The following is a 13,288-nucleotide window of genomic DNA, read 5'->3' as shown; positions in this document are numbered from 1 at the left end:
CGGGGGGCGCTGTCGGCACGCTGCCATTTCAGCCATAATCATTGCAGCCTGCACCGTCCCGGCAACGGGGTTGAACGGCGCAGGCCGTGAGTCGGCGGGGCGCGCCGCTCTGCGCACGGAGCTGTTCTGCGGGTGCTCGATTGCGCTTGGCGCTACACAAACCGGCCGGTTCGTCCACACATCGGAAAATTATTCGAGGGAGTTGGAATGAGTACTTCTTTCATCAAGGTGCCGGCTGGCGGTCAGAAAATCGTTCCGGGCCAGGCTACGCCCGACAACCCGATCATTCCCTTCATCGAAGGGGATGGTATCGGGGTGGATATCACCCCGGTGATGATCAAGGTCATCGATGCCGCAGTTGAAAAGGCCTACGGCGGCAAGAAGAAGATTCACTGGATGGAAGTCTATGCCGGTGAGAAATCCACCCAGCTCTACGGCCCCGACGAGTGGTTGCCGAAGGAAACCTTCGACGCCCTCAAGGAATATTCCGTGTCCATCAAGGGGCCGATGACCACGCCGGTGGGTGGGGGGATACGCTCGCTCAACGTGGCGCTGCGCCAGGAGCTGGACTTGTACCAGTGCTTGCGCCCGGTGCGTTATTTCAAGGGCGTGCCCTCGCCGCTGAAGGATCCCACCAAGACCGACATGGCGATTTTTCGCGAGAACACCGAGGACATCTACGCCGGCATCGAATGGGCGGCGGATTCTGAAGGGGCGCTGAAAGTCATCAAGTTTCTCAGGGACGAGATGGGCGTCAAGAAGATCCGCTTTCCGGAGCACTGCGGTATCGGCATCAAGCCGGTGTCGGTCGAGGGTTCTCAACGGCTGGTTCGCGCGGCCATGAAGTACGCCATCGACAACGACCGCAAGAGCGTGACCCTGGTGCATAAGGGCAACATCATGAAGTTCACGGAAGGCCTGTTCCGTGACGTGGGCTATGAGCTGGCAAAGCAGGAGTTCGGCGCCGAGCCGATCGACGGAGGCCCGTGGTGCAGGTTCACCAACCCGAAGACCGGTCGCGAGATCGTCGTCAAGGACGCCATCGCCGACGCCTTCCTGCAGCAGATCCTGCTGCGTCCGGCCGAGTACGACGTGATTGCCTGCTGCAACCTCAACGGCGACTACATCTCCGATGCGCTGGCGGCGCAGGTCGGCGGTATCGGAATCGCCCCGGGGGCCAACATCTCCGATAAATACGCCTGTTTTGAAGCCACCCACGGCACTGCACCGAAGTACGCCGGCCTGGACAAGGTGAACCCCGGTTCGCTGATCCTGTCGGCCGAAATGATGCTGCGTCACATGGGCTGGAAGGAGGCCGCCGAGCTGGTGATTCGTTCCATGGAGGCGGCCATTGGCGACAAGCAGGTCACCTACGACTTCGCCCGCCTGATGGAAGGCGCCAACGAGCTGTCTTGTTCCGAGTTTGGTGATGCGATGATTGCCCGCATGTAAGCTGGCCGCATTGGCTGTATTGGCCGACCCATGAAAAACGGGGGCATCCGTTTCAGGATGCCCCCGTCTCTTTGCCCTTTGCCCGCGGTGGTTTGCGGGCAGGGTGTGTTCAGCTTAGGCGCGGACTGCCTTCAGGGCGGCGTTCAGCGTGGGGCTCGGGCGCATGACGGCCTTGCACTTTTCGGAGTCGGCCTTGTAGTAGCCACCGATATCCACAGCCTTGCCCTGTACGGTCTTCAGTTCGGCAACGATCTGCGCTTCGCTTTCGGTCAGCAGCTTGGCCAGCTTGCCGAAGTGTGCAGCCAGTTCGGCGTCCTCGGTCTGGTTGGCCAGCTCCAGGGCCCAGTACATGGCCAGGTAGAACTGGGAGCCGCGGTTGTCGAGTTCGCCGGTCTTGGGCGAGGGTGACTTGCGGTTGTCCAGCAGCTTGCCGGTGGCGGCGTCGAGGGTCCTGGCGAGCAGTCCGGCACGCTTGTTGCCGGTCTTGAGGCCCAGATCTTCCAGCGAGACGGCGAGGGCGAGGAATTCACCCAGCGAATCCCAGCGCAGGTGGTTTTCCTCGGTGAGCTGCTGTACGTGCTTCGGCGCGGAGCCGCCAGCACCGGTTTCGTACATGCCGCCGCCGGCCATCAACGGAACGATGGACAGCATCTTGGCGGAAGTGCCGAGTTCCATGATCGGGAACAGGTCGGTGAGGTAGTCGCGCAGGATGTTGCCGGTCACGGAGATGGTGTCGAGACCACGGATCACGCGCTCCAGGGTGAAGCGCATGGCGCGAACCTGGGACATGATGTGGATGTCCAGACCGGTGGTGTCGTGATCCTTCAGGTAGGTTTGAACCTTCTTGATCAGTTCGGCTTCGTGGGGACGGTAGGGGTCCAGCCAGAAGACGGCGGGCGTGTTCGAGTTGCGCGCACGGGTGACGGCCAGTTTGACCCAGTCGCGGATCGGTGCATCCTTGACTTGACACATGCGCCAGATGTCACCGGCTTCCACGTTCTGGGTGAGCAGCACTTCGCCGGAGTCGATGTCGACAATGTTGGCGATGCCGTCTTCGAGAATTTCGAAGGTCTTGTCGTGGGAGCCGTACTCTTCGGCCTTCTGGGCCATCAGACCGACGTTGGGCACGGTGCCCATGGTCTTCGGGTCGAAGTTGCCGTTGGTCTTGCAGAAGTTGATCATCTCCTGGTAGATGCGGGCGAAGGTCGATTCCGGCATCACGCACTTGCTGTCGTACTGCTTGCCGTCGGCGCCCCACATCTTGCCGCCCTGACGGATCATGGCCGGCATGGAGGCGTCGACGATGACGTCGTTCGGGGAGTGGAAGTTGGTGATGCCCTTGGCCGAGTCGACCATCGCCAGCTTCGGACGATGTTCCTGACAGGCGTGCAGGTCGCGGATGATCTCGTCGCGCTTGGATTCCGGCAGGGTTTTGATCTTTTCGTACAGATCGACCATGCCGTTATTGACGTTGATGCCCAGTTCGTTGAAAAGCGCTTCGTGCTTCTCGAAGGCTTCCTTGTAGAAAATCCTGACGCAGTGGCCGAACACGATGGGGTGGGACACCTTCATCATCGTGGCCTTGACGTGCAGCGAGAACAGGATGCCGGACTCGCGGCAGTCCTCGAGTTCGCGCTCGTAGAAGTCGCACAGCGCCTTCTTGCTCATGAACATGGAGTCGATGATCTCGCCTTCCAGCAGGGCGAGCTTCGGCTTGAGCACCGTGATCTTGCCACCCTTGGCGATCAGTTCCATGCGCACGTTGCGCGCCTTGTCCAGGGTAATGGACTTTTCGCCGTGGTAGAAGTCGCCGTGGTGCATGTGGGACACGTGGGTCCGGGACCAAGGCTTCCATTCGCCCATGGAGTGCGGGTTCTTGCGGGCGTAATTCTTGACGGCCAGCGGTGCGCGGCGATCGGAGTTGCCTTCGCGCAGAACCGGGTTGACCGCAGAGCCCAGGCACTTGCCGTAGCGGGTGACGATGGCTTTTTCTTCGTCGGTGGTCGGAGATTCCGGGTAGTCGGGGATGGGGTAGCCCTTGGCTTGCAGTTCCTTCACGCAGGCCTTCAGCTGGCCCACGGAGGCGCTGATGTTGGGCAGCTTGATGATGTTCACGTCCGGCTCGAGGGTCTTCTTGCCCAGTTCGGCCAGGGTGTTCGGTACCTTCTGCTCGTCGCTCAGACACTCGGAGAACTCGGCGAGGACACGGGCGGACACGGAGATGTCGGCCTTTTCGATTTCAATGCCTGCGGGCCCGGTGAAGGTCCGGATGATGGGAAGGAATGCACACGTGGCCAGCAGAGGCGCTTCGTCCGTGAGCGTGTAAATGATCTTCGATTTCCCAGTAGCCATGAATCCATCCCTCAGTATTGAATTTTTTTGACGACACTCCCGAGCATCCCTCGATAGCCCGGCTCGCTTGTGAAATGCGATTTCACAACTTGGGAAAAATATCACGTATACCGCGGCTCTGCATCCAAACCGTTGCCGATTCCAGGAATTTGACGAGAAAGATTGAGCCCGCAAGAATGCAAAAAAGCCCGCGCTGCCGAGGCAGTGCGGGCTTTTTCAGCCAGTCAGGTGAGGCCCGGAGGCTTCACCGTCCAGTCGGGCAGCCTATTAGGCAACCTTCTTGGAGGACTTGGCGGGAGTCGTGGTGCTGACAGCCTTGACGGTGGCGCTGGTGGCGGCGGCAACGTTGGCTTCGGCGATTTCGGCCACTTGCTTGGCAGCCTTGGTCACGCTGTCGTAAGCGGAGTTGGCGGCGGCGATGGCGGACTTGACAGCGGCGACAGCGACGTCGGAGCCAGCCGGAGCGGACTTGGCAGCCTTGTCGAGGGCGGCGGCGAAGGTCTTGTTGGCTTCAGCAACCTGGGCTTCGAAAACCTTGGAAACTTCTTCCTGGGTCTGGGAGGCGATTTCGTAGATGCTGCGGGAGTAGGCAACAGTCTTTTCGACCAGCGGCTGGGCCAGGGTGGATTGCAGGGCAACCAGCTCTTGCACGTCCTTGACAGCCAGCAGGGCCTTGGTGGAAGCAACGGTGTCTTCCAGAACGGCGCGGGCGGTGTTCAGGTTCAGGGCGGCAATGCGCTCGGCGCTGGCGAAGGCGGTGTTGGCCAGGGTCAGCAGGGTTTCAACGTTGGTCTTGTTGGCAGCGACGAATTGTTCGGCGGTAGTCATGGTAATAATCTCCTAGAGTGAATTTGCTAACTTGAATCCGGTTGTGCAGCGCTCCGTTTTGGTGCGTTGCAGCATTGGAGTCAATTATATTCACGTCGCAGGCGCTGTCAACACATTTTTGTTGCATCGCAGCAAAAATGTTCTGGCGGTTCAAACCTGTTTTAAAACATGGGGTTGACCGTGCTGCCCGCCGGGGTCGCTGCGCAGCGGGAAAGCGGCTGCGCACGCGGGCGGACTGATCAGGGAAGAGTGGCGCCGTCTTTCTTCTTGGGCTGGATGGTGACCTGGACGCGCCCCTGCTGGCTGGGGATGGTCGTGGCGTTGGGGCCGTTGGTCACGAGATAGGTTTCGGTTGCGCCATTGAACTGGATGTACTGGCCGCGGACTTCGTCCGTGCCGCTTTTCACCCGGCCGCGCTGGAAGAACTGGGACAGTTCGCTGCGGGCGTCGTGTTCGATGCGCTCGCCTTCGCCCTCGACCCATTCGTTCTTGCCTTCGCGCTTCTGGCGAAAGCGCGCGAGGCCACCTTCGCCACCAGTGGCAATGCCGCGCTGGTAGCCCTCGATGTCCTGGCTGACGACGAGTTTGTCGCTGCGCAGAGTTAGTGTGCCCTGGGTCAGCACGACGTGGCCTTCGAAGATGTGGATCTTGTTCTTGTCGTCCACCGTTACCCGGTCGGCCTCGATGTTGACGGGCTTGGTGCGGTCCGCCTTTTCTGCGTGGGCCGCCGGTGAGGCGATGGCCAGGAGGGCGAGGGTGACGAGGGTGGCGAGCTGCCGGGGGGCTGGTTTCATGGTTTCGGCGTCGGGGTATTTCGGTAGAGGGTGCCGCGGACCTGGCCTTGCAGCCGGACTTCGCCAACGATGTTGTCGCTTTCCATGCGCTCGGCGGTGATGACCGTCTTGCCCTGGGTCAGGGTGACCGGCTTGTCGCTACGCATTTTCTCATCGTCGGGCCAGACGGTCATCGCTTCGGTGCGCAGCGTCGATTCCGGCTTGCCGGCGTGGGCTGCGCGGCGCAGAAAAACGTCGTCGGTGAGAACGACGGTTGCCCCGTCCTTGCTGACGGTGGCGAAATTGGACTCGACCCAGACCGGCTCCGGCCGGTTGAGGTAGTTGAGGCGCGGGCGCACCAGTTCGGTGGATTCGTCGTCGGCGTAATGCACCATGCTGTCGGCGACCAGCACGTACTGGATCTTGCCGGTGGGGTCGAAGCGGCGCAGGGTGAGCTTGTCGGCGGTGAAGTCTGCCTCGTGGCGGGTTCTATCCGTCTTGGCAACCGGCTCCTGCTGGGTTATCCGGTCGAGCCAGACGGACACGCCGGCGAGCAGGGTCAGCACGATGAGCGGGAAAAGGCTGTGGCCGCGACCGTTCATCGGGGGCTCTGCATGAGTTGTGGCAGGGCGAAGGACATCAGATGACCTTTGCGAGCATGAGATCGTGGTGATTGAGGGCGCCGATGAGGCATCCATCCCGGTTGGTGACCAGCAGCTGGCTGATGCGCCGGGTTTCCATGATTTCGGCGGCTTCGACGGCCAGCGCTTCGGCCTGGATCGTTTTGGGCCCACGGCTCATCACATCGGCCACGCGGGCGGTGGTGAAGTCGCAGTTGCTGGCGAGGGAGCGCCGCAAATCGCCGTCGGTGTAGATGCCGATGATGTGCTGGTCGGCATCGACGATCGCGGTCATGCCCATGCCGGCGCGGGTCATTTCCATCAGGGCGTCGGCGAGCAGGGCGTTTTCGGGGACTTGCGGCACCGCCTTGCCGCTGCGCATCACATCCGACACGTGGGTCAGCAGGCGGCGGCCGAGGGTGCCGCCCGGGTGCGAGCGGGCAAAGTCTTCGGCGCCGAAGCCGCGGGCATCAAGGAGGGCCACCGCGAGGGCGTCGGACAGGGCGAGGGCCGCGGTGGTGCTGGCGGTGGGGGCCAGGTTCAGCGGGCAGGCTTCTTCTTTCACCGAGCCGTCGAGGTGTACGTCCGCTTCGAGGGCGAGGGGCGACTCCGGATTGCCGGTGATGGCGATCAGACGGGCGCCCTGGCGCTTGACGAGGGGAACGATCTTGAGGAGTTCTTCGCCGGAGCCGGAGTAGGAAATGGCGATCAGCACGTCGTCGGCGGTGATCATGCCCAGGTCGCCGTGGGCGGCTTCGGCGGCATGCACGAAGTAGGCCGGGGTGCCGGTGCTGGCAAGGGTGGCCGCGAACTTGCGGCCGATGTGGCCCGACTTGCCGACGCCGGAGACGATGACCCGGCCCTTTGAGGCAAGGATCAGCTCGATGGCGGCCGCGAAGCCTGCATCCAGCCTGTCGGCCAGCGCGTGAACCGCGTTGGCCTCGATCTCGAGAACGCGGCGGGCGAGCTCGAGAATGCGGTCGTGCGGGGCGGCAATAGGGGCTGAGCTCATGGGCAGCGTAGGTATAATCGGGCTCAGGAGTATATCAGAACGACTATTTCGCCCGCTTCGGGCGTCCTCGCAAACCCCCATGATCAATACCCTCGAGTTGGTGCTCGCCCTGCTTGCCGGCGCTGTGCTTGTGGTCGGGATTTTCCGTTCCCTGAACCTGCCGCCGGTGCTTGGCTACCTGATGGTCGGGGCCGCCGTCGGGCCGCATGCGATGAACCTCATGCCGGACACCGGCGGGGCCCGCTACCTGGCCGAATTCGGGGTCGTCTTCCTGATGTTCACGATCGGGCTGGAGTTCTCGTTGCCGCGGCTTTACAGCATGAAGCGCATCGTCTTCGGGCTTGGGGCGATGCAGGTACTGGCGTCGATCGTGCTGGTCATGCTTGTCGGCAGGCTGGCCGGACTGGGCTGGGGCGCGAGTTTTGCTCTGGGCGGCACCCTGGCCATGTCGTCGACGGCGATCCTTTCCAAATTGCTGTCCGATCGTCTCGAGCTGGATTCGAAGCACGGGCGGGAAACGATAGGCGTGTTGCTGTTTCAGGATCTGGCGGTGGTGCCCCTGCTGATACTGATTCCCGCGCTGTCGCAGCCGACCGATGCGCTGCTCGGCACGCTGGCGCTGGCAACGGCAAAGGCGGCGGTGTTGCTGGGGGTGGTGCTGTTTTTCGGGCAGGGCCTGATGCGGCGCTGGTTTTACCTGGTTGCGCGGCAGAAATCGGCCGAGCTGTTCATGCTGAACGTTTTGTTCATCACGCTGGGCCTGGCCTGGCTGACCGAAATCGTCGGTCTGTCGATGGCGCTGGGCGCCTTTCTGGCCGGCATGCTGATTTCCGAAACCGAGTACCGTTACCACGTGGAAGAGGACATCAAGCCTTTCCGCGACGTGCTGCTGGGCCTGTTCTTTGTAACCGTCGGCATGTTTCTTGATGTCGGCCGGATCATCCTCAGCCTGCCGGCGGTGTTGGCGATGCTGGCGGCCTTGCTGGTCGGGAAGTTCGTCATCGTCGGGGCCGCCTCGCGCATGCTGGGCAGCCCGCAGGGCACGGCGGCACGCACCGGCCTGTGGTTGTGTGCGGGCGGTGAATTCGGCTTCGTGCTGCTGTCGCAGGTCGGCGAGGCGAAACTGCTGCCGGCTGCGCTGTCGCAAGTGGTGGTGGCGGCGTTGGTATTGTCGATGCTGCTGGCGCCACTGATCGTGCAGGCCAGCGAGAAAATCGTGTTGCGCCTGGTGCCATCCGAATGGATGAGCCGTTCGCTCCAGCTGACCAGTATCGCGACCCAGTCGATGTTCGTGGACAAGCACGCGATCCTCTGCGGTTTTGGTCGCAATGGCCAATACCTTGGGCGCCTGCTCGAACAGGAGGGAATCACCTACATCGCGCTCGATCTCGACCCGGAGCGGGTGCGCGACGCGGCGGCGGCGGGCGAGACGGTGGTGTTCGGCGACGCGGCGAAGCGTGAAACCCTGATGGCGGCCGGAATCTCGCGGGCGTCGGTGGTGGTCATCACCTATGCCGACACCGAGGCCGCGCTACGTGCGATGAGCATGGTGCGCAGTTGCCGGCCGGATGTGCCGGTGGTGGTGCGCACCGCGGACGAGGTGGACCTCGATCGTCTGCGCGAGGCGGGGGCGGCCGAGGTGGTGCCGGAGGCGGTCGAGTCGTCGCTGATGCTGGCCTCTCACGCGCTGGCGCTGGTGGGCGTTCCGTTGCCGCGCATTCTCAAACGCATCCGGGAGATTCGCGCCGAGCGCTATCACCTGCTGCGCGGCGTGTATCGGGGCGGCGAGCACCTCCATGAGGAGGCGCTGGAGGAGCGTCAGCAAATCCGGCTGCATTCGGTGACGCTGAATGCCGGGGCCAACGCGATCGGCAAGAGTCTGGCCGATCTGCGTCTCCAGGAGCATGGCGTGGAAATCAGCGCGCTGCGCCGGCAGCGTGTGCGACTGATCGATCCCGAGCCAGGCATGCGGCTGGCTCAGGATGATGTGCTGGTGTTGCTGGGGACGCCGTCGCAGTTGTCTGGCGCCGAAACCCGCCTGCTCAAGGGCGTGTAGGCGGTGTCGGCCATGTGCTGGATCCCCTGAAATCAGGGCGCCCGCGCGCTTGGCGCAGGGGCGGAACAACTCTGAACAACTAGTAGGCGGCGCAGACCGTGTAGAGGCCGGCGTCGGTGAGGTCGGCCGGGGCGATTGCCGCGCCACCGGCTGCTCCGCTGGCAAGCAGGCGTACCGTTCCGGTGGCGGGCAGGCCGTCGTCCAGGGCGATGTCGATCTGGCGTGCAAAGCTGCCTGCGAGATTGTCCTGGCAGATGAAGAAAGAGCCGTTCCAGCCGGCCAGCGGGCTGATGCCGGTGACTCCCACGCGGCCGCCAAAGGCGTTGCGCGGGAGCCAGTCGAGGATCGTCACGCCATCGCCCGCCGGGTTGCGTCCATCCCCGCTGGCCAGGTTGGCCAGGCGCACGTGCTGCCAGAACAGCACGCTTTCATCCGTTGCGGTGGTCGAGTTCCAGCTGCCTTCGAGGCGTCCGTTGCCTGATGTGCCACCGGTGCTGGCCCTTACTGCGCCGGCAAGGCGGTTGGCAACGCCGGCATCGTCGCCCGGCATGGCCCGGAAGCGGTCCTGGTAGCCGAAGATATAGGTGGAAACGTTGCGGAATTCGCCAATGACGTTCTTGACCTTGGCGCTGTTGATCAATTCCTGTCCCTTGAGCACACCCCCGAGCAGCAGCCCGATGATGACCAGCACGATGGCGATTTCGACCAGGGTGAAGCCTTGCTGCCGATTCTTCATGAAAGTCTCCCGTTCCGTTCCGGTTGCCCTTCAGGGTGCCGGATGATGTTTATTCATACAGGATGGAGAGTTTAATGCAGATCGGATTTTTTGGGGCTGTGGCCAGCCCCTGTCAGGGTCAGGCGGCTGCGGGCGTGGGGGATTTTTTGGGTGGGGGAACGGCGAAGATACGCGGGTTTCTGAGGCGATAGACGGGCACGTAGCCCTTGCCCTTGAGCAGCAGCAGAACCGGCTTGGCAAACACGAAGGCGCCGCGCAGGCGCTCGAAGGTATGGCTGTCGCACTGGATGACGCTCGGTTCGCCTTCAGTGCACAGGCGGTGGGCCAGGTTGACCGTGTCGCCCCACAGATCGTAGATGAACTTGCCCCGCCCGACGACGCCGGCCACAACCGGGCCGGATGCGATGCCGATGCGCACTTCGAGGGCGAGACCGTCGGTGAATTCGTGGTCGCGCAGGGTGGATTGCATGTCGAGGGCCAGGGCGGCCATGGCGGCGTGGGCTTCGATGGGGTGGGCGTGCAGTCCGCCGGCCACCATGTAGCCGTCACCGATGGTCTTGATGCGCTCGAGGCCGTGGTGCCCGGAGAGTTCGTCGAAGCGGCAGAAGATCCGGTTGAGCATCTCGAACACCGCGGGCGGGGTCATGCCGCTGGCGATGCGGGTGTAGTCGACGATGTCGGCAAACATGACGACGACTTCCGGGTGGCCGTCGGCGATGGTGACCGAGTTGTCTTTCAGGCGGGCGGCGATGGGGGCGGGCAGGATGTTGAGGAGCAGGCGCTCGGAGCGTTCCTGCTCCTGCCGCAGCTGGCGGTGGGCGTCGGCAAGGCGCTCGCGGGTCTTGCCGCGGCGGCCCATGGCAAAGCGCAGTTGCAGGTAGAGCACCGAGGCGACCAGCGTGACGTGGAGAGCCATGAAGGCGCTGTTGCCCGAGGTGCTGCCCGACAGGCCACCTGCAACGGTGAGCAGCAGAAAGGCAAGGAACCACGGTGTCGATTCCGCCACGCCCAGGCACAGCAGTGCGCTGGTCGGTGCGAGGGCCGCCCACAGGGGAAGCCCGGAAGCGGCCGGCACGGGGCCGAGCAGCCACTGGGTGACAACGGGGAAAGCCAGCATCAGGCCGAACAGCACGCGTGCGTAGAGCGTGACGTGGCCGTGGCGGGCGAAGAGGGCCAGGTTGAGCCCGGCCAGCAGCGGCACGGCGGCGGCTCCGGCGACCGGCAGGGAGCTGTTGGCGCCGAGGCAGGCGGCCAGCCAGAGCAGCGTGGCGATGGCAAAGAGTGAGCTGGCGAGATTCAGGAGGTTTTTCGCAAGCTGCAATTCTTCACCGTCCTGCGGGCGCAGGCCGGTCTGGAGAACGGTGCGGGTGAGGCGAAAAAGCGCTGACTGAGGCCGGAGGTCCGGCATTGGATTTCCTGCGTCGAGTTGACCCGGAAGTCAGTTTTACGCAGGCAGGAAAGCAGGGTCAAGGCCGTCGTCGGGCGGGCATGTGGGAAGTTGTTTCGCCACAATCAAGCTTTTTGATGCGATTAATGACGACAGAATTCAGGGCAGGCGGCCGGCGCTGACCAGGCGGTGGGCGACCAGGTTGGGGGAAAGCCAGGTGATGCGGTCGTCGAAGGCGCCGCCGGGGGCGGTGGGGTTTTCGGAGAGCGGGCGGCTGTAAAAAAGCTTGCCGTCGCCGCCGGCGTTGCGGGCTTCGTCGCTGCCGGTTGGCGCGGCCAGAAGGTTGCCGTCCTGGTCGGTGGCGCCGAATCCGTTGGGGCCGTGAGAGAGAAGGATCACCGGGGTTTTGCCGCCGGTGGTGGTCAGAAAGAGTTCGGTGCCGTCGATGTTGCGGGTTTTGATGTCTATCGCGCCGTCGGCAAGGCTGGCCATTTCCGCCACGACGGAGAGGTTGATGTCCTTGACGTAGGGGGCGGCAACCGCATAGCGCAGACGGTGAGCCCAGCCGTCGATGCCGTGGATGCCGAGGGCGGCCCAGGGCAGCAGGCCGACGTATTTGCGGCAGGTGGTCGGGCTGTCCCGGTCTTCGGCGCCGTCGGTGGCGCTTTTGGCCGGGCAGGGAAAGTAGCGCCGGAGAACGACGTGGCCGAGCAGGGCGTCGCGGGCTTCGGCGAGGGCGTCGTCGGTTGCGGCTTCGGCGCGGCGAGCCATATGGGCGGAAAGGCCGACCGTGAGGCCGCTGGCGAGGAGGGTCAGGATCAGCAGCACGATCGCCATTTCGACGAGGGTGAAGCCGGCCTGGCGAGGATGGTGGAGGATCAGGGAATGCATAGGGCGACGTCGGTGGCGACGGGTTTGTCCCGGTCGGCAAGGGGCAGGGCGATGGTGGTGGGCAGGGCCGCGAGCTGGCCGGTGGTGAGGGCGGCGAGGGTGGCGGGTTCGAGGTAGTCGTCGATGCCGGTTTTGCCGGTGCTGCCCTGGCGGTGCTGGGCGCCGCCGCCGGTGAGGCGTTCGCCGGCGAAGATCAGGGCGCCGCGGCATTTGCCCCCCGCGCTGGCGAGGCAGTCGGTGTCGTCGATGCAACGGGCGTAGCGCATCACGCCGGACCAGTTGTTGGCGGCATCGCGCAGGTTTTCGTTGCGGCACGGGCCGCTCAGTGTGTCGAAGGCGGGCAGCTGGCCGAGTTCGACGGGGCCGCGCCTTTCGGGGCCGACAACGGCGGGAAGCCGGGCTTTGGCGAGGCAGTCGGCGCTGGCCTGCAGCACTTTTTGCAGCCAGGGGCCGTAGCTGGGGCGCCCCTTGAGCAGGCGGTAGATGTCGCCGGTGCTGATCGTCACGATGCGGTCGTTGCCCGCGGTGCTGTGGATGTCGATGACGCCGGTGCCCGAAAGGGTGCGGATGGCTTCGACGTACTGGGTGATGTTGCCTGCCTCGTTATCGCCACCGCAGCGCTCGGGGCCGGCGCTGCGTTCCTGGCCGGCTTGTGGCGGACCTGCGGCGATGACGATGGCGGCGGCGAGGCCTGCCTCGTCACCGGGGAGGGCGATTGTCCGGCCGCCGTCATCCAGAAGGCGGAAGCGGCCGCCGCTGTTCCAGTTCAGGGCGACGGGCTTGGGGTTGTTCTTGAAGCTGCCCGACACGGCGTACCACAGGCATTCGCCGGCGCCGTCGCGCAGGTCGGGCAGGTTGAGGGTGAGGTAGGGCAGGCGGCCGACGCTGGTCTGGTCCTGGCCGCCGCAGGTTTCGGATGAACCGTCGCCGTCGAGATCGGGGCAGGGCAGGTAGCCGAAGTCGGAGTTGGGGTGTTCCTTGTTGCGATAGGTGGCGGCAAAGCCGAGCAGGGCTTCGCGGGCGAGGCCGAGGGCCTGGGCGGTGCGCATTTCACGGGCGAGGTTGCGGCTGGCGGTGCTGTCCTGGCGGGCGAGCAGCCAGCCGAGCCCGCCGACGGCGAGCAGCACGACAAGGGCGGGCAGAAACATGCCGCGCTGACGGCCCGGGTGAGCTTGCCGGTG

At 64.2% G+C, this 13,288-nt stretch carries 11 protein-coding genes; 2 read left to right on the top strand and 9 right to left on the bottom strand.

The window, feature by feature from the left end; all coding sequences use genetic code 11:
• Nucleotides 1–207 precede the first annotated feature (207 nt).
• A complete protein-coding gene (gene icd, locus Q1W26_RS12100) occupies nt 208–1,452 on the top strand; it encodes an NADP-dependent isocitrate dehydrogenase (RefSeq protein ID WP_300440296.1) in 1,245 nt (414 codons plus the stop codon).
• A 114-nt stretch (nt 1,453–1,566) separates the two neighbouring features.
• On the opposite strand, the gene Q1W26_RS12095 is transcribed toward icd, so the two are convergent.
• From Q1W26_RS12095 to Q1W26_RS12075, 5 genes are all read right to left on the bottom strand, one after another.
• Complete coding sequence (locus Q1W26_RS12095) at nt 1,567–3,804, bottom strand: NADP-dependent isocitrate dehydrogenase (protein ID WP_300440294.1); 2,238 nt, start codon at nt 3,802–3,804, stop codon at nt 1,567–1,569.
• Between the two features lie 267 nt (nt 3,805–4,071).
• The gene (locus Q1W26_RS12090) at nt 4,072–4,632 is read right to left on the bottom strand and encodes a phasin family protein (protein ID WP_300440291.1); all 561 of its coding nucleotides are present in this window, start codon (nt 4,630–4,632) and stop codon (nt 4,072–4,074) included.
• A gap of 239 nt (nt 4,633–4,871) precedes the next feature.
• A complete protein-coding gene (gene lptA, locus Q1W26_RS12085; protein WP_300440288.1) occupies nt 4,872–5,426 on the bottom strand; it encodes a lipopolysaccharide transport periplasmic protein LptA in 555 nt (184 codons plus the stop codon).
• Nucleotides 5,423–6,007, bottom strand: a complete 585-nt coding sequence (lptC, locus tag Q1W26_RS12080; protein WP_300440285.1) for an LPS export ABC transporter periplasmic protein LptC — start codon at nt 6,005–6,007, stop codon at nt 5,423–5,425. The genes lptA and lptC overlap by 4 nt, the downstream gene beginning before the upstream one ends.
• Before the next feature lie 37 nt (nt 6,008–6,044).
• Nucleotides 6,045–7,037, bottom strand: a complete 993-nt coding sequence (locus Q1W26_RS12075; protein WP_300440282.1) for a KpsF/GutQ family sugar-phosphate isomerase — start codon at nt 7,035–7,037, stop codon at nt 6,045–6,047.
• A 79-nt stretch (nt 7,038–7,116) separates the two neighbouring features.
• On the opposite strand from Q1W26_RS12075, the gene Q1W26_RS12070 reads away from it, so the two are divergent.
• Nucleotides 7,117–9,093 (top strand): monovalent cation:proton antiporter family protein, encoded by a 1,977-nt coding sequence (locus Q1W26_RS12070; protein ID WP_300440279.1) that lies wholly within the window; start codon nt 7,117–7,119, stop codon nt 9,091–9,093.
• Nucleotides 9,094–9,172: 79 nt separating this feature from the next.
• On the opposite strand, the gene Q1W26_RS12065 is transcribed toward Q1W26_RS12070, so the two are convergent.
• The 4 genes from Q1W26_RS12065 to Q1W26_RS12050 all read right to left on the bottom strand — a co-directional run bounded on the left by Q1W26_RS12065 (nt 9,173) and on the right by Q1W26_RS12050 (nt 13,255).
• On the bottom strand, nt 9,173–9,829 hold the full coding sequence (locus tag Q1W26_RS12065; RefSeq protein WP_300440276.1) for a prepilin-type N-terminal cleavage/methylation domain-containing protein: 657 nt from the start codon (nt 9,827–9,829) through the stop codon (nt 9,173–9,175).
• 118 nt (nt 9,830–9,947) lie between these two features.
• Nucleotides 9,948–11,237 (bottom strand): adenylate/guanylate cyclase domain-containing protein, encoded by a 1,290-nt coding sequence (locus tag Q1W26_RS12060; RefSeq protein WP_300440273.1) that lies wholly within the window; start codon nt 11,235–11,237, stop codon nt 9,948–9,950.
• Nucleotides 11,238–11,375: 138 nt separating this feature from the next.
• The gene (locus tag Q1W26_RS12055) at nt 11,376–12,107 is read right to left on the bottom strand and encodes a type II secretion system protein (protein WP_300440271.1); all 732 of its coding nucleotides are present in this window, start codon (nt 12,105–12,107) and stop codon (nt 11,376–11,378) included.
• A complete protein-coding gene (locus Q1W26_RS12050; protein WP_300440269.1) occupies nt 12,095–13,255 on the bottom strand; it encodes a hypothetical protein in 1,161 nt (386 codons plus the stop codon). The genes Q1W26_RS12055 and Q1W26_RS12050 overlap by 13 nt, the downstream gene beginning before the upstream one ends.
• Nucleotides 13,256–13,288 lie beyond the last annotated feature (33 nt).

The sequence above is a fragment of the Zoogloea sp. genome (assembly GCF_030157465.1).
Taxonomy (GTDB): domain Bacteria; phylum Pseudomonadota; class Gammaproteobacteria; order Burkholderiales; family Rhodocyclaceae; genus Zoogloea.
The sequence above is the reverse complement of the archived record's forward strand: the minus strand, read 5'-3'. Positions and strand labels throughout refer to the sequence as shown.